Source organism: Janthinobacterium salmonicoloratum, from assembly GCF_051380845.1.
In the GTDB taxonomy this organism is placed as follows: Bacteria; Pseudomonadota; Gammaproteobacteria; order Burkholderiales; family Burkholderiaceae_D; genus Janthinobacterium; species Janthinobacterium lividum_F.
Map to the genome: position 1 here is coordinate 121512 of NZ_JBNYXV010000008.1, position 16863 is coordinate 138374.

Consider the following 16863-nt stretch of genomic DNA (forward strand, 5'->3'; position numbering starts at 1 on the left):
ATTACTCCTTGGGGTTCTTGCTGGCTTGGCGGCTGGAAGCGGCCTGCGCCAGATGGGCCTCGATCTCGCTGGCATTGATAAAGCCGGTTTCCCGTGCGCCGTCAGCAAAGAAGAGAGTCGGCGTGCCCTGCACGCCCAACTTGCTGGCCAGGGCCAGGTTGCGGTCGAGCGGATGGGCGCATTGGACAGGTGCGCCGTGCTCGTCCAACGTGCCGCTGACGGCGCTGCGCCAAGCAGCCAGGCGGTCGGCAGCGCACCAGATGCGCACAGGTAACGCCTGGTCCTGGAAAGGCACCATGAAGTTGTAGATGCGCAGGTTAGGGATTTTCGTCAGTTCCGGTTCGAGCTGGCGGCAATACGGACAATGTGGATCGGTGAAGAGATACAGGACGCGTTCGCCCTTGCCCTGCGTGGAGACGATCGCATCGGCCAACGGCAACTGGCGTACATCGATAGCCGCTGCCGTCGGTGCTGCCGGGCTGGCGGCGTCGCTCCGCTGCTGCAGTTTCGGTGCGGTCACGTCGCGCATGGCGCGCAGATCGACCAGGCGGCCAAAAATCATGTAGTCAGGGCGTGTATCGGCGACAAAGCCGACGTTCTCTCCCATCCACACCTCGAAGACGTGGGGGATCGGCGTCGCCGTGACCGTATCAAAGGCCGTGCCGGGATAGGATCGCTTCAGCGCGGCGAGCAATGTGTCTTCGGCCGTACTGGCGTGGGCGACCAATGTGGCGGCGCAGGCGAGTGCGGCGAGGCCCAGTTTAGTCAGCTTCGTCATTGGGAACCTCCATCGTGCGCTCGGCGAGTCCGAGCTGATCCTGCCGGTCCGCGTCGCTGCGTGACATGGGCCGCGCGGGAATGCGCACGCCGCGAGTCAGCACCACGTCCACTTTGCGGCCCGCATGCACCTCGATGACGGGAAACGTCTGTTCGGCGAGCCGGATGTAATAGTTGGCCAGGTTGTTGAGCGCGCTCCCCATGCCGCTGCCAATGCCGCGGCGGAACTGATCGCCGGTGCCGCCGGTCGTCGTCGACAGGGTGCCAAACGGCGAGGTCGTAAATGAGCTGTTGCCTTGTGCAAAACCCTGGCCGATGCCGCTAACGATGCCTGCGCGTAGGCTGTTGGCCAGCAGCTGCCCCTGTTTGGAGACGAGCGTGCCGCGCAGCCCCAGGTTGCCATCCTCCCCAAAGATGTTGCCCTCGATCTTGACCTCGATCACCGAGCGGTCGTAGCGGATGCAGGAGAGCACATCGGTGCGCAGGTACGCGCGTTCGGAACTGATGTCGCCATAGCCGGAGGCAACCACAAAGCACTCCTTGACGTCCGCGCGGAACTGATTAGGCAGGATGGCAGCGGCTGAAATCTTGATGAGTGCTGGCAGCGGATTGCTTTGGGCCTGGCCGCCCGTCGGGGCATCAATCCCGCCGAGCAGTTCTCCCGGCAGGATGCCGACTGGCAGGAAGTCGTCCAGCGTGTTTGCCGGTTTTACGCCATTGGCCCCGGCCTCCTTGGCGGCCCCGGTGTTCCCGCTGGACTCTGTCGCGGTGGCCAGGGACACGCGGATCATGGGGGCGAGCGTCTCCGGTGTCTCGTTTGGCCGTAGTAAACCGGTGTTGCCACTTGCTACGTCGTTGGCGGGTGGTCCTGGCGGCGCGTTGCCACCTAATGGCGTACCGGGAGGGTATTGCAACGGAGCCGGCGCCGATGGCTGGGGAATGGGCGGCGTGACGGGCGCGGGCGACGCTGGTGGCAGCCCCTGTTCTGCCGTGGCGGCCGTTTTTGCTTCCAGATCCGCCAGGCGCTTGAGCAAGGCTGCTTCTACGGCCTTGCGATCGCTGTTGATTTTGTCTTGCGCTTCCTTGTCATTGTCATATTGGGCCAGCTTTTTGCCAGCATTGCCGACCCATTGATCTTCTGGCGAGATCTGGCCCGGCACCATCATGCTGGCCCCATCCACATTGACGGTGGCGCGTTTGTCGGTCGACTTGGGAAGCTGCCGGGCGGGACTGCCGGAGTCGGAATAGGCCAGCACCGCCCACAGGATGCCAATGCAGGCTGTCACGATACTGGCGGCGGCCAAGTACTGCTGCTGCCTGGGCGTCAACCGTGCCGTGTAGGATTTCAGTGTTTGCATGATGCGCATGGCGATTCACTCCCCTGCCCGAATGACGTAGACCCGCGTGCTCTCGTTCGGACGCAAGTTGAGGTTGTCGATGGCGACGGCCAGGACATCGCCATCGTCGCGGTCAAATTCCTGTTCTGCGAGCACCAGCGGCGCACCGCTGATATTGCTGAGTGCATAGGTCTCGCCGATGAGGCCACGGCCCTCAAACTGGCGGATGAGCTTCATTTCTGCTTCTGCCCACAGCAGGCGCGCTTCGTCGCGCTCTTCCATCCGGACGTCGTCGGGCACCTGCTCGGAAGCCATGAACATCAGCATCGTTTTCAGGGAGCGGATGAATGTGGCAGACCTCGCCGGCGCCGCGCCGCCGGCATTGGCTGCCCTGGCCTGGCGCCTGGCCGACTTGTCCGAGATCACGATGGTGTCTGCGGGAACCTCCGCGCGGTTCAGGCGCAAGGTGTAGGTGGCCGTAGCGGAAGAAATAAACAGGTTGATCGGCTTGGCAGCAGTGCCCACCGGCTGAATATAGATCTCGCCTTTGGCCAGGTCGCAGGCAAGCGACAGCTGGCCGCCGGGATTGACGGCCGTGCCGGCACCTGGCGCTACGGGCAGGCTGGCGTCGGCGGGTTTGGGAGCACAGTTGCTGCTCGAGTAGATGTTGCCTACGACGTCGATGATCTTGCCGCCCTCGATGCGGATGCGCGTCGGCTCATGTGCGGCGATGATCGCCTCGATGGTGGCGCCGTCCCTCACATCTCTGGTCTGTACGGCCCAAGCGGGGAGCTCAACGAGCCCCAGCAGCAGCCACGCCAGTGGCAGTATCCGGTTTTCCATCTTTCAACTCCTTAAAATCTTTCAAATGCACGCGCGCGCCACGGAAGACGAAGTCCGCACGGTAGGTCTTGAGGTTGTCAGATGTATTGGCCCCGTTCACCTGGGTTTTGAGGTAGCCGGTCATCGTGACCGATTGCGTTTCTTCGTCCGGCACCAGTTGCTGCATCTGGAAATACGTGCTCGCATTGAGCTTCTTCAGTCTTGCCGCCTCCAGATCCTGGCGGGTCTTGATGCTGCCGGCGTTCTCCGGCAGGCACCAGCTGAGCAGCATGTCCTTCTTCCATTCGATTGACTTCGGCGTGACGTCCAGCATCAGGTAGGCGATGTAGCCGGACATCTGCACCAGATAGTCGTTGCTGGCCTTGCCGTCCTCGATCCAGAATGTTTTATTGATGGCCGGCGGCACAATGACAGTGCGTTCCGTGCCCGCGATGCGGACAATGATGGTCAACGCCAGCATCAGGCAAACAGACAGGATGCCAATGGCCAGGCGCTGGTCGAACACGCGGCGCCGCAGGGCGCCTAGGTCATCCTGATAGGTTTCCAGTTTCACGGTGCTCTCCTTGGTCCTACCCGACCATCTTGCGGATATGCGAAGGCGGGGTCGAGCGCATGGACGTCAGCGGGCTGACAGGCAGGTACCAGTACGCCCAGTGCAGGACAAAGGCCGGATGCTTGTCCGCTTTTTTGCGGCTGAGCCAGCGCGATACGGCGACGCCGGCGCAGACCGCGAGAAAAAATCCGAGTTTGCTGCTGGCCAGATAGCCGACAAAGATCGAAAGGAGGACGGGAAAGGCGACATCAAAGTCCCATAGGCCAATCTTCCATTGGTCGTCCAGGCGCCGGGGAATATAGGTATCGGCTTCCATGGCGTCCTCCTTTTCTCAATGTACGGTGTCTGCGCCAGCCTGGTTCAGATTGTGGCGCCCATGATGGCGCCACCAATGACCAGCCCGACCGCGCCGAAAATCGCCATGCCGATGTAGAACAGCACCGGACCGAAATTTCGCAGGGCGGTCAGCGAGATCAGGGCCACCACGAAGCCGATGAAGCCGACCAGTGCTTTAACGCCGGGGGCCAGTGCGGCCAATTGCGTCAGTGCTGACGTCAGCGGGCCGGTGATGCCGGTGAACGCGACGAGGTCGATGGCGGTGGCGGGAATAGCGGCGAGTAGGCCCAGGGTGATCAGGGTTAGCAGCGCCAGAACCTTGGCCGCTGTGGAGACGCGCAGGCCAAGCGGCCGCTTGCCGTGTTGTTTGAAAGGGAGAGCTGTGACGTACTGCAGGGTGTTCATGTGCATTCCAATCGTGATCGTGAATAAAATTGCCTAAAACTGTCTGTGCGGGCGGCTAGGTGATGCGGCATGGCGGCGTAAGGGGGACCACGGACGGGGCATTGCCACGCAATCTTGCCCGGCCGGTACGTTACCCATGCCGAAGTCAGCTTGATCAGGTGCGCTTCGGTCATCATCTCTGGACCTGCCGAGGTGCGTCGGCGGTGAGGCTGAGCTCCACCCTCCGGTTATTCTGGCGGCCCGTCTCGGTCGCATTGGCGGCGGAGTAACAGCAGGCGCCGCTGCTTCCCACCTCAAGCTGAACTGCAGGCACATGCAGATGGCGGCGCAGATAGCGCTCAACCCTGGCCGCGCGCTGGTGTGCGATGGCATCGTTCCGGGCCGGCGTTCCGGTGTTGTCTGTTCTGCCGGCGATACGAACATGGGACGCTGGCTGCACCAGCGTGAGAAATTGCTGCAGAACGTGTTGGGCCGTTCTATCGAGACGGGAAGAGCCCGGCGCAAAGTACACCGCAAGTTCGGTGACATCGGACAAATCATTTTCGTTCGCTGCACCGGCTCCCACGGGTGTCCCAGCCAGTGTCCGCTCGGTTCTGGCTGCCGTAATCGTGGTTTGCGGCACATCTTCTCTATGCGCATCCCGTCTGGCCAGCGTCTTGGGCGTGCGCGTAGGGCAAGCTGGATCGATACACAGGCCGTAGCGTGCCTGTCTACCGTAGTGAAGCTGGGTGATGATCTGCATGTGGGACCCAGGCGTGGCTGCGCGGGAAGGCAGTCCTGCAGGTTGTGGCTGGGTATGCACATTTACGCAGGAGGCCATCAGCAAGCTGGCTGCAGCCATTCCTGTGGCGGCTAGTGCGGCATGCGCAATAGAGCGTCTCATGTCAGCCCCACTGCCACCAGCGCAGGCTGCATTGGACCGACCGATTCAGCGCGCGCATTTTTCTGCTTCCGGTACTTGCCCCGCGGCGTAGCGCGTTGTATTGCCGGCGGCGTGGTATTGGTGAGAAAGCCATATACGCGCCAGGCGTAGCGCGTGCGCGTAGCCTGGCATTGGGCCGCATCAAGTTTGGTACACGAGGCGTTGTATGCACCGATCGCCTCCCAGGTATTGCCGTACCTTTGCAGCTTTTCCACGAGAATTCGGGAACCAGCATGAATGTTTTTACAGGGTTCATGCAGTTCTTGCTCGGTCACCCCCAAATTGCGTAGAACCCGTGGATTGGAATTGACGCCCATATAACCGATATCCACGGTACCGGTTTGGCGCAGATGGCGGCGATTGACTGCGTTCGGATCCAGTGACGATTCCGCTTGAGCAATCGCATAGAGCAGCGGTGCCGGCACATTGTGGCGAACGGCGGCTTGTTCCCAGCAAGCCCAGGCAGGACCCGGACAAACAACGAGGATCGCTATGAAGCATGAAAGATGTCGTTCCATGGCAAGGAGCAGGCATTAACCCGAAAGCGTTGATCCACCCGGCGCGCGCAGGCGCCAGACCATCAAAGGTGTACATCGGGTAAGCCTGGCATCAGCCTGGCAAGGTCACTTCGGGTCGCATATCCGTTTGCGGTATGCCTTGCGATCTGCCTCTTATGGCAGGTGCGATACTGCTCGCTCGGCGATATTGCGCCGGGCCTGTTCAAATATTTTCCCTTGCGCCCCCTCTTCCTGCAGGGCCAGGGCGATGCACGCGGTCGTAAACTGTCCCAGGTCGAATCGAGGATGGGGATGCCGGTTCATTTCGGACTTCTGCAGCGCCAGCAACAATACATACTGCGCGCGCCAGATTTCCTCTTGTCGACGCGGCATGCATTGGTCGCGCAACACCATCCGGGTATGCAAAAACGAAAAAATATGTTTCGCCGGTTCCGGCTGTACAAACACTCTTGCAATACAAGCACTAATCAGATCGGGATACCGCAATTTTGGCGAACAATTGTGCTGATGGTTGAACAACCGGTCGAGTTGATGAAATTCCTCCATCCAGACCAGCGTACCGATCGTTTCGTCACACCGCGAGGATGAGGCAGCAGAACGATGCGTAGCGGCCGTGTGAGCGGAAGATGAGGACGGCATCGAACGAAATTCAGTATTCATGGCGACTCGAAATCGAAATTGACTGCGTATGACATCATGCTAGCGTATCGCAGCTACAATGTTTGTCCAAAAAGTCGCGCTTTTTGTGGACCATTTGGATGAACCCAGATCCCCCTCGGCGTGTAGCCACAGCTACGGGACTTCTACCTTCACACTCACGCATACTGCGCCACCATTTGTCCTGCCAGCCACGCGATCACACACAACATGGCGGGCAACAGAAGCGGAGACAGTTGAACAGGAAGCACACACGCTACTGCCACCAGACAAATCAGCAAAATCGCCATGCCCATTGCTGCCGCGAACCACTCCGGGTGCTGCTTGGCGAACACCAAACGTTTAATACGCCGACGCACCAAGGCATCCACGATGCAGGCTGAGATCAGCACCACGAACAGTGCCCACCACTGCACGAGGCCTGCCAGTCTATACAGCGCCAGCATGGTCAACATATCGAGCGAGCGGAAATAGCTGTTCTGAAAAAGCTGCTGACGCACCCGGCCCAGGCTATCGGCGACGGGTTGTGCTACCGGATCGCGCGTCACCTCGTGGACGTTGGCCGATGCCGGTTGGGATTCCAATGCAGCTTGATACTGAAACATGCGGCTCAACACGCGGCGTGCATACAGATCACCCCAGCAGTCCGCACTGGCCATATGCTCCGCGCGGATCTGCGCGACAAATCGCTGAGGCGGGAAGGCTGACGGCAGGTACAGCACCAGAATCAGGAGCACGCTCAGCGAAACAATGGCCATCAACCGAATCAGCATGCTTCACCCTCCTCCTTCTGGTCGCGGCTTACATCGTCCGCGCCCGGGTCAATTAGCGTGAACCGCCCTTTGTAGACATGGCCGCCGGACACGGAGGCGAAGAACTGCAAATTGGGTAATTTACCGAGGATCGATGGCGGGACCAACTCGTTGACTTCCTCGCTCAACTGCGTTGAATCGACTGCCGTAAAATCCGTAAAGTGGCCGTCCCTGGCCGTGTTGTGCCCGACTTTCATGCTATGGATGGTGGTCTGCCCCAGTGTTTCATTGATGAACTCCTGAGTGGGCTGATCTTTGGTTCGGAATGCAATGAGGTTGTTCAAGTTCCCCAATGCCATACGTGCCGCCTCCTGGCTGCCAAGGCGTTTCGCCAGGTCGGCAATCGTCTGCATGGCGGCCGTGGTGTACAGCCCTCCCTCGGCACCTTTATTCAGTATTTCGATCAACGGTTGATTGATCACGTTCGATAGCTCATCCACAAACAGGGAAATGCGCCGCTCTCCTCCCAGGTTGTAGCGAATGCCTGAGCGGGCCGCCAGGTCGGCCAGCGCCATGGCGCCGATTGCCGTTGCAACGGAAGGATCTGGCAACGAATCCAGACACAGAAGCAGTACATGTCCCGCGTGCTCGATCTTTTCCAGATTCATGATCGGACGCAGATCATCCGCATCAAAAGGATCCGGCGACAGGCTTTTCCCCAGGTCTCCGGATGTCAGCATGGACAAGATCGGTAAAAGATTAGCGGTTATTTTCTGATAATGCTCGCGGTTATGCTGAAATACCCGGACCTGTGAACTGACCACAGGATCACGCCTAGCCTCATGCACATGGTGGTCGTAGTACGACACATACGCTAATAGTTCATGGCTCGCAGCTGACGTCGGCGATTTGATCTGCCCTCTCCGCGCTTTATCGAGCAAACGCGCCATCTCGGGTGTGCTACGCCATTGCATGCCCAGGAGCTCCTCGTAAAACCGTTCGAGCGCCTGCTCCAGGATTGGTTCGACGCCGCCTTCAATATATTGCTTTAGCTTAGCCAAATTCGGGCGTTTCTCCAGTTGCACCATCCCTTGCACGACAACATTCACCGCGTCCCAACCAAATGCGCTAAACGTTCCGGCCGTGTCCGGTGGCATGATTGACTGAATACGCGAAGCCACTTCGGTGGGTTTTTGCCAGTTAAACGTGAAGTCAAGACGAACACCCATTTCCGGAAAAGCGGGATGAAACCAAAGAAAACTGTCTGGCTCACGATACAGTTGGCAGGCCTTCATGACCAATCTTTTGAGACGACGTGAATTTTTTGGATCAATAATAATGACGACATCACCACGTCGTATGGCTTGAAAAATCAACCAGCCAAGGCATACCCCTTTGCCGGACTGCGTGGTTCCGACCACCAAGGTTCCCCCTTCAAAGTTCTGCAGCGGCCGTGTCAACAAGCGCTCTTGCGACTCGACGCCATGAATCCAGGGCAAGCCAATCTCTGCGTCGGATTGTGGATTGGGCTGATACCCCAAAGCGCGTATGAGCCAGGGAGAGATGGTCATCGCGCGGTAATCGATCTTGATCAGCTCGTAAAGCCGCTGAGAGTGCAGTGGCAGCCAGATAAAGCCCAGGCCGAATACGACCTGTTCAGGATCGCCGGTCCATGTGGCCAGCCGGGCGATGGGAACCATTTCCATCGCCCGGCCAGACAACGCGGCACGAATACGCACAACATGTAGGGCTTGCTGGCAGCGATATAGGGCAATGAGGGCTGAAACAAAAATGAGCGGAAAGCCCGCTCGCGGTGGCAATTGATCAGGTATTAGAAAGCAAAAAATGGCGGCGGCGAGAATCCATGCTAGGGCGGCAGCCCCCTCAACGGGACTACGCCATGGCATTTCATACGGTCGCAGCAACATGGTCAACCTGCGTTCGAATTGATTGGGGTCTCCCCTGCTCCATCCATGCCCTCGATGAATTGACGAGCGATGACCATTCCGGCCAGTTGCTTGCCATGCAGGTTGTGATACTCAACAGGCTCGGTTCCGGCTGGCCCTGCGACCAGCATGTTGGCATCGGCAAGTGCGCGTATTCCCATCTTCACATCCACCTGTCGCGCCACGAAGGCGTCCAAGGGGACAAACAGACCAGACGCCATGGGATAGCATGCCGGAGGCAAGCTCGTCTCATTGAGGGTCTGCACGATCGCTCGCAGTACGTTGGCAATGCCAGGATTCAGGCGAATCGGTGCGCGTAACGAGTAGCTTTTGCTTGCCGACTGCATTGACTGAGTATTTTTGACCTTCTTCGCCTTTCCTTGGCGAGCACCTGCAGGTGGTTCGATACCAGTGCCAGCCGCAGTTGCAGGCATCGGTGGGATGGTTGGCAGCGACAACTGACGATCGCTAACATCGGGCGGCGTCTCTGGGGCAACACATTCGCCCTGAACCTGGGAGGATGCTGCCTTCGCCTGCCGTGGTTTAGTATCATTCTCGGTAGCTCGCACCTCGTCACGAGTGCAGTAGGCAGCAATATCCATGTCCAGCGCCACTGGTGGCGGGTGTAACACAGCAAGGACAACGCCTGGCGTCACCAACTTCAACGCCTCCAAGGGTTCAGGGGCGCCTGGCGGCCGGATCAGCCAAACAGGCTCATCCGAACTCATTGGCAGGATAATCCCGGCATCGCTCAGAATTTCCATCGCGTCTGCTGGTGAGGCTGGTAAACCATACAATCCCTCGTCTTCCAGCAAGGTGAGTATGTCGCTCATACCGTTCGGCCACAGCAGAAACAAACCATCCCGCCCAAGCCACATGCGGGACCGATCCGAATTGGGCACCCATCCCTGATGAGACTGCACCAGCTCGCGCATCGCGTTCAGGAGAAACCTCGCAAGGTAGGCTCTCGCCCGCGCCCTACCTGCCGGCGCATCAGCGTCGCGCAAGTCGCGGTGTATCACCAAAGTTGATGCTCGATTGACGAGGTGGTCAATGACATTATGATCTTGATACCTCACCTCGCCACTGATCGCCGCAAGCATGTGGGCGACGATCGTCGAGCCGTCGTGGGTCAGGTAGGCCAACGTGTCGATCGGTAGGATCATCGGTAGCGCGAACAGCGATAGGGAGCGGCACTCCTGCTTGGCCTCACTCCACCTGACGAACAGACGGTCGACCTCGTGTGTTTGCATCCATTCCCCGAGTGGTGTCTGGTATGGCTGCCACACGGTTCCATGCGCATCACTCACGACGACAGTGTCCAATGCGCGGTAGAGATATGCGCATAGACCAGCGGCGAAGGTACCAAAGCGCCAGCGTGGCTCCAACTGTCGACGAGTAGAAATCGTCGACCTGCCAGCAAAAATCTGCGAGTCTGTAGCTTGCAGTGCGAAGAACGCCGTCTCCAGACCCAGGCGTACTAAACCTCCGGGACGAGAAAAAAAACGGTCCTGCGTCGCTGGCAATACGTTCACGTAAGCGGTGTACTTCCTGATGAGCGGAAGCATTTCCTTGGCAAAGGCATTCGCATCGCCACCATAGGCCAATTTGATGCGCCCCAGGATATCCCGATTATCGTCCAAGATCGCATCAACACTACGGGGACGCATCCCGCCGTCACGCGTATGAGCAGTTTGGGGCAGTGAGCGTTGCGGACAGATGGGTGTGGACTGCCGGCCGCGATCACATTGGCGATCGTGGCCAAGCCAACCCAGGTACTTGAGGATATTCACACCGGCCATAAGGCTCACTCACTTGGCTAGGTGAACATTATGGCTATGCAGATCGACTTACGTCCAGGTGAAAGCCTGCCTTCTGCTGCGATCATTCATCGACACACGGCTCGGTCACCGATAAACAGGCACCCTCCTTTGACAATGCTAGATGTACAAGAAGGTGAGCCGCGAAAATGGACCCGAGCATATCGGCCGGCACTACCGTAGCCAAAGGGGTACCCCTGCTGAAAGCACGTACGCAATCCTGTCACTGACTGCCGTGTACGTCCGCTTCCGCCCCAAAGCGGTCATTTCGATTGAACGTACTTTTTCGCTTGAAGCCATGACCATTCAAGGATGCCGCCAGCGACACCTAGCGCCGCGTGCCGTCGGTCGAGTTCTTCGATGTGTATTAGTTGCCAACGTGAATTACCACCCCCATGGCGATGACTCTGCCGTCTCGTTCCAGGAGAAATCGAGAACCCTCTGCTGCTGAAACCGAAGATGCCGTTTCGAGCAAGAGCTTGCCATTCCCTCCCGGACTGATACCCTTCTCTGAAATTACGGCGCCATCAGACACTTGGCCATTTACCCAAAGCCGCACCGGCGTATTTTTGTTGAGTGGCAATGTGTGCTTTGATTCTTTTTGAGTCAGCAAGTAGACGTATGAATCGAGCCGTTTCCCATTGAGGTACTTCATTTGGACCGATTGCCGTTGGGATACCGATGCGCCGAACTTTAGTGCTGACGGAAGCCCAAGTCCGTTCGTACGAAGTTGGGAGATTGATTTGATTTTGGTGTCGTGAAACACCATTGCCCTATCCCCATGCATTTCGTAAGTGTTCATTATTTCTCGGACTTCCATCTCTTCGAGTTCAACGAGCTCTCCTGCGTCTTTCATGCCGTCCAAACCGGCCATATTCACAAACATTATTGACAAGCTCGAAACTCCAGCCTGTCTGGCAATTTGGATATGCTCGCGTGTAATTGGCAGTGGACCTTTCGTTGCATCTACAACAATTACAGCGTGTTTGGCCCGAGACGAATACGTTGCAATTTCTGACGCGGTGCTATCTTGTGGCGGAGTACCAATGACGCTCGCACCTTCCTTGCAGTCGTCGCCACACTGTTTGATTAGACTCAGTCGACCATTGTCGCCAAGAAGAACTACATCAATTGAATTCGCCCACGCAGATTGGGAAATGGAAAACAAGATGGCCACGACGGCTTTATTCAATTTCATATTCAAAATTTCCAATCTGTATGAGGTACTGAAAGACCGCTTATGGCCGATTGCCGTCATCGGCAGGTTTCGCCCCATAGCGGTCATCGGCAAAGTGTTTTGATATTCAAGCTCCGGCCACTAAGGGCGCGGCGAGAGAACGGGGACCTTCCCACGGACATACCTGTTCTAGCCAAAAACCAGATGGCCCCTTTGGGAGGGCATAGCCGAGCAATACCGGATTTACTTCATAGCCCATCTTGGAGAACGATTTCGCAATTTGTAGCCGTCGCTGCCGGAGGATCGGACCGTAGTTTGGGCGCTGCATTGCTATTTCACGACGCTCGAAATAGCGAATCAGATGCAGATGCTCCCTACCGGCAATTGACCGCATAAGCCTCCATCGCTGAAGCAAGGAAATTGAATGTGTTTGGCGCTTCAACAATCGATACGACGAATCGAAGTCCGGATACTTCCGATACTTCAGCGTCCATCGGTGGTTATGCCTCCGTCGTTTTTCCATGGCATCTTACAAATTAGAATTCAATTTGAGCGTCTCCTTTTGGCCGGTTGCCGTCGTTGGCAGGTTATGCCCCATTGCAGACACTGCTGAGTCTGATTGTATGTTCGCCCTGGCTGACCTTAATCGTACAGGGCTGCGAGTTCGGAGCTGGACAGTCGCTCACTGCTCAGTTGCACTTTGAGTGCACCTGCGAATTTCCTTCTGGCGAAACCAAGCAGAGCAGGTCGCTCGGCCATGACCGCGATGTGTCGATGGTCACCGCCATCGAATATTAAGTACGCCAGTTCGACGACACTCTGCTCCGTATCCACTTTCCAGCTTTTCGGCTGAATTTGCATTAATTCGCACGGAGAAAGTCGAGCAAGATGGTCTACTTCCAGGTCAACAGCATTCTGATAAATCGCGTCCAATCGATCCATTTCGCCTTCACCACAGATAAATGTTGGGATGTGAGAGTGTCCGCTTCTGGCCGGTTGCCGTCATCGGTAACCTATGCCGAACCGATCAATTCCTGCTCAGCTTCTTGCAGCAAAGGTTCGAGCGCACGCGGCATAGGGATGCTAATGTAGGCCTCAGCTATCATGCACGGGTCCAGATTGAGTTCACGCTGACTCGCTATCGAGAACTTCCCAACCACATATCGCGCAAAATATCTGGATGCTGGGTTTTCATTGGGGTACCAAGCACCGGAATACTTCTGCGTAAAGTACTCGCCGATAAAATACCCAAGTCGGGCCAGCAGCCATGCCTTGTCCTCTTCGTCTACAACGTCCAAATTCCTTAATGCCGTCGACAAAAGCGGCACGAACCTCGGAGCGTTGTTCAGTACCTCGTGTGCGGGATTGATTCCCATCTTGCTAACGAAATCGACAAGCGATGGAATCAGCTGTTCGTAAAATGCCGGGAAATCCCTTTTCCGTCTATCGAGTAACTGCTTTTGCTCTGTCGTCATTCCAATTTCCAATATGTTTCACAACTCGCGTTTATGCTCGTCCCCGAAGGTCCGCTTCTGGCCGATTCTACTCGTTCGTGTCGCATCCGTCATCGCCACTTGCGGCCCCTTCGAGGGCATTCAAATTACAACTACGCTCAGCGAAAAAACGGTTGTTGGGGCTGTGCTGTTCCACGTATTAGCCAAACAGTTGCGCTCGTGCGTTTGTAAAGTCCGCGCCATCAAGAGACTCAACAAAAACGCTATGCCCCCAGAATAGTCCACCGTCTTCATACCTAAGGTCAACGCTGGAGTCCCCGGTGATCGTTACGCTACTCAAAACGAAACGCGTTTTAAACTCAGTGGAACTGAGCATTGGATTTACTACAGACTTGGTAGTGCCGTCGTCCTGGACCTCATCATACTCATTCCACCCAGAGTTATAGGTATCCAAGAGATCGGTCGTGATTATTTCTTTCGAAATCCGGTCGTAAGTTTCTAAAGAGCTTGCGATAATCGCAGCAAACGCCAACACATCGTCGAGCGTAATATCATCCAGTTCAATTATTAGCGGGATACTTCGGCAATCGAAAGAAAGCGTCCCTACGCCCGATTCTTCACCAATTTCAAGAGTTCCTAACTGGGGATGTTGCATAATTCCTCCTAATACATTAATTGGTTCTTTGTCTAACTGATCGTTGTAACCGACCGCTTCTGGCCGGTTCCTGTCGGTTGTACTCGACCGTAAACTGGCATCTGCCGGCTCGGCCGTTGCCGCCCCAAACCGGACATCGGCAAATCCGAACTTGATTTTACGGACCCTGCAGCTACCATGTGCTGACTGGAGTTCGATACGGCTCTCCCGAAACGTCTTCCCCGTTTTTGTACGCGTACCAGTTGCCCCAACTACGGTGGGGATGAATTTGCAGGTAGTCCTCGCTAAGTTCCATGGTCATTGGTAGTGTGATGTCGTCTTTGTAGACGAATACATGGACAACATCACCAGGCGCTAAAACAATCTCTAGTGGATTCAACTCCAGTGCCAACGTGATTGATCTCGACAGCTGGTTTTTGAAGTTAAAGATCGGGATGAAGTCTGGGGGGACATTAGTGGGTTCCATCATCATTGCGCTCCACAACTTGCAAGAAAGTTTAGACGACCGCGAGAGGCCGCTTCTGGCCGATAGCGGACGTGCTGAATGGCGCAGTGTACGAGATTATTGCATTAAAGACCAATACATAGGATTGCGATGGGTATCAAACCTAATAGTAGTTAGCAATGCATAACCATCAATACAGAACTACAAGCAAACTCTGAACAATCCATTAAATGACTAATTTTTCTCTACGGTCAGGTGCAAGTCAGGATTGCCAGCAAAGCTCGATTGAATACGGGAATCAGTAGCATAGCGTTTGACGAGCTTGCAAAACACACACCCGGAGTGGTCCGCAGATGTATCCCCGAGTGCGATCAAATAACGGCAGCGGCACCGGGGGCAGGTGTGCAGAGCCAATTGCGATGAATGGTGGGTCCAAATGCCTTCCACGCTAGCGATCAGCTCGAAAGCTCGGTCAAACGAAATGCTGGACCGGCCAGTCCATCGCTCTCGATACATTTTATAGGCGCAGACCATGGCCTTGCGTGCCGAACATGCATGTTGCGTACGCAAGAAATGAAAAATAGTAGCGATTAGTGACGCCTCGGCACGTTGCACCAAGGTCGCCATATGGTACCAATCCTGCGAGCTAGGCCATCGGCCGCCGGTGGCCGCTCGGTCATTGTAGAAATACTCCCGCAGCAGTGATGCACTCAATCCGGTCAAGTAGGCGACGGTTTTCATCCGCGCACCCTGTTCGACGCAGGATTTGGCAAGCTGCAGCGCCTGGATGTGCCGCTCTGCATGTTCGTAAGCCATACGTCACCTACGCCAAGCGCGCATGAGCCGTAGTAGCCTGGCCAGCACGCGACGGGCCACGGGTAGCATCCTGATCAGCAGCGCCGACCCTGCACAAAGTCATGGCCAATACGGGCGGTGTTTCAAGGAGAGTTTTAAAATTACCTATTGGCTTAAACAGACTTTCATGCGACATGCTCGCGGCCAGCAGCTGCAATGAGTCCACGCTCATTGCAGCAAGCGTCTCGGCTGAGGCAGTGTCGAGGTGAAAGGTACAACAAGTGGCCAGGGGATCATGCTTCAAACCCACCTGGATAGTGAGTAAGTAATTCAAGTTGAGATACTGCACTTCCGTATATCGAATCGCGTCTTCCATGGTCCACCCCGCTTTGCCCCGCGATGGCGGGGCGTGGTCATTAATCCGGTTTCCGCTGTGCACATCTGCCATGTCGGTCAACTGATAGGCGAAGTCATGGGTACGAGGACTGCGCGCAAAGGCAATAGCACATTAAAAAAAGACTACTCCGCAAAAATTCAAAGGTCAATAGCAACTGCTAATCGAATAAAAATATTTATATGCACTTTGGCAAAATTTCACTGGAGGAAATGCGATTCTCACCCTAAAATCGAACTCTACCCCACAAAAATCTACCCGTAACAACTGCTACAAATAATCTACAAACAAATCAAAGTCTCTCACTTTACTCCTGCATGGAGACAAAAATCGTGACAATAAGCAATAACATTCCGCTTTCTAAAGATGCCGTCCGCGAACTGGACATTGATGTCGTCCCTGGTGTCCGGCAACGGCTGATTGCAGAACTCGACAGACGGGAAGTACTTCCGACCCAACGCGAGCACTTCCTGAGCGGTATTACCGGGCGCGCGCTGCAAACAGTGGCGCGCTGGATCGATGACGAAAAGCCAGGTCTGCCCGACCTGAAATCCCTCGCCATTGTCTGCCTTCAGCTCGATATGGATGCAAACTGGATTCTGGGATTAACGTCGCATCGCATCCCTTTCCCACGGCAACAATTAACGCCTCGCGTGCGCCAACAAGTGTATGGCCAGGTGGCTCCGCCCTTTGACTGGATCGGCCATTTACTGGCACAGGCAGCATTGCTCAATGAAACCGACTTAACCGGCCTCATGCGTGGTGACGACATGGCCCCGTTAATCCAGGAAGGATCCTTGTATTTCTTTGATGCGTGTGTCCACGAAATAGATATCAATGGCATCTACGTACTTGAATATCAGGAAAAGGTGCTTGTGAGACACGTAGAGATCGTGGTGGGTGAGGGTCTCCTCCTACGCTGCGAGAACATGCGCTACAAGCCAACCATGGTAAAAATGGGTAAAGTCGCAAGCACGTTAAAAATCGTCGGCCGCGTTAAAAATGTACTGAATTTTTCAACCCTATAACATCACAATCTACGGGCCAATAGGCAGCTAAATCCCACTCAATACCTTG

At 56.0% G+C, this 16863-nt stretch carries 19 protein-coding genes; 1 reads left to right on the plus strand and 18 read right to left on the minus strand.

Features of this window, described 5'->3' with window-relative positions:
- Position 1 precedes the first annotated feature (1 nt).
- From ACQ4WY_RS25800 to ACQ4WY_RS25885, 18 genes are all read right to left on the minus strand, one after another.
- The gene (locus tag ACQ4WY_RS25800; protein WP_436506537.1) at positions 2–778 is read right to left on the minus strand and encodes a DsbC family protein; all 777 of its coding nucleotides are present in this window, start codon (positions 776–778) and stop codon (positions 2–4) included.
- On the minus strand, positions 762–2144 hold the full coding sequence (locus tag ACQ4WY_RS25805; RefSeq protein ID WP_436506539.1) for a TraB/VirB10 family protein: 1383 nt from the start codon (positions 2142–2144) through the stop codon (positions 762–764). The genes ACQ4WY_RS25800 and ACQ4WY_RS25805 overlap by 17 nt, the downstream gene beginning before the upstream one ends.
- A 6-nt stretch (positions 2145–2150) precedes the next feature.
- Positions 2151–2957 (minus strand): type-F conjugative transfer system secretin TraK, encoded by an 807-nt coding sequence (locus ACQ4WY_RS25810; RefSeq protein ID WP_436506541.1) that lies wholly within the window; start codon positions 2955–2957, stop codon positions 2151–2153.
- Positions 2908–3510, minus strand: a complete 603-nt coding sequence (traE, locus tag ACQ4WY_RS25815; protein ID WP_436506543.1) for a type IV conjugative transfer system protein TraE — start codon at positions 3508–3510, stop codon at positions 2908–2910. The genes ACQ4WY_RS25810 and traE overlap by 50 nt, the downstream gene beginning before the upstream one ends.
- A gap of 16 nt (positions 3511–3526) precedes the next feature.
- A complete protein-coding gene (gene traL, locus ACQ4WY_RS25820; protein ID WP_092804423.1) occupies positions 3527–3826 on the minus strand; it encodes a type IV conjugative transfer system protein TraL in 300 nt (99 codons plus the stop codon).
- A gap of 44 nt (positions 3827–3870) precedes the next feature.
- Positions 3871–4251, minus strand: a complete 381-nt coding sequence (locus ACQ4WY_RS25825) for a hypothetical protein (RefSeq protein ID WP_436506545.1) — start codon at positions 4249–4251, stop codon at positions 3871–3873.
- A 172-nt stretch (positions 4252–4423) separates the two neighbouring features.
- On the minus strand, positions 4424–4993 hold the full coding sequence (locus ACQ4WY_RS25830; RefSeq protein WP_436506546.1) for an OmpA family protein: 570 nt from the start codon (positions 4991–4993) through the stop codon (positions 4424–4426).
- Between the two features lie 137 nt (positions 4994–5130).
- Positions 5131–5691, minus strand: coding sequence for a lytic transglycosylase domain-containing protein (locus ACQ4WY_RS25835; RefSeq protein WP_436506548.1), 561 nt, complete (start codon positions 5689–5691; stop codon positions 5131–5133).
- Positions 5692–5844: 153 nt separating this feature from the next.
- A complete protein-coding gene (locus ACQ4WY_RS25840) occupies positions 5845–6351 on the minus strand; it encodes a hypothetical protein (RefSeq protein ID WP_436506549.1) in 507 nt (168 codons plus the stop codon).
- A gap of 155 nt (positions 6352–6506) precedes the next feature.
- The gene (locus ACQ4WY_RS25845; RefSeq protein WP_436506550.1) at positions 6507–7121 is read right to left on the minus strand and encodes an IncC plasmid conjugative DNA transfer DtrJ family protein; all 615 of its coding nucleotides are present in this window, start codon (positions 7119–7121) and stop codon (positions 6507–6509) included.
- Entirely contained in the window at positions 7115–9028 is a 1914-nt protein-coding gene (traD, locus tag ACQ4WY_RS25850) for a conjugative transfer system coupling protein TraD (RefSeq protein WP_436506551.1), read from the minus strand. The genes ACQ4WY_RS25845 and traD overlap by 7 nt, the downstream gene beginning before the upstream one ends.
- A gap of 2 nt (positions 9029–9030) precedes the next feature.
- The gene (gene mobH / locus ACQ4WY_RS25855) at positions 9031–10848 is read right to left on the minus strand and encodes a MobH family relaxase (RefSeq protein WP_436506552.1); all 1818 of its coding nucleotides are present in this window, start codon (positions 10846–10848) and stop codon (positions 9031–9033) included.
- 385 nt (positions 10849–11233) lie between these two features.
- Positions 11234–12064, minus strand: coding sequence for a GTP-binding protein (locus tag ACQ4WY_RS25860; RefSeq protein WP_436506553.1), 831 nt, complete (start codon positions 12062–12064; stop codon positions 11234–11236).
- Between the two features lie 621 nt (positions 12065–12685).
- On the minus strand, positions 12686–12985 hold the full coding sequence (locus tag ACQ4WY_RS25865; protein ID WP_436506554.1) for a hypothetical protein: 300 nt from the start codon (positions 12983–12985) through the stop codon (positions 12686–12688).
- A 71-nt stretch (positions 12986–13056) separates the two neighbouring features.
- Positions 13057–13518 (minus strand): hypothetical protein, encoded by a 462-nt coding sequence (locus ACQ4WY_RS25870; protein ID WP_436506555.1) that lies wholly within the window; start codon positions 13516–13518, stop codon positions 13057–13059.
- A gap of 178 nt (positions 13519–13696) precedes the next feature.
- Positions 13697–14152, minus strand: a complete 456-nt coding sequence (locus ACQ4WY_RS25875; protein WP_436506556.1) for a DUF2262 domain-containing protein — start codon at positions 14150–14152, stop codon at positions 13697–13699.
- 679 nt (positions 14153–14831) lie between these two features.
- A complete protein-coding gene (locus ACQ4WY_RS25880) occupies positions 14832–15413 on the minus strand; it encodes a FlhC family transcriptional regulator (RefSeq protein ID WP_436506558.1) in 582 nt (193 codons plus the stop codon).
- A gap of 7 nt (positions 15414–15420) precedes the next feature.
- Positions 15421–15768 (minus strand): flagellar transcriptional regulator FlhD, encoded by a 348-nt coding sequence (locus ACQ4WY_RS25885; protein WP_436506559.1) that lies wholly within the window; start codon positions 15766–15768, stop codon positions 15421–15423.
- A gap of 350 nt (positions 15769–16118) precedes the next feature.
- Here ACQ4WY_RS25885 and ACQ4WY_RS25890 point away from each other — a divergent pair, with 350 nt between their 5' ends.
- The gene (locus tag ACQ4WY_RS25890) at positions 16119–16814 is read left to right on the plus strand and encodes a S24 family peptidase (RefSeq protein ID WP_436506561.1); all 696 of its coding nucleotides are present in this window, start codon (positions 16119–16121) and stop codon (positions 16812–16814) included.
- Positions 16815–16863: the final 49 nt, after the last annotated feature.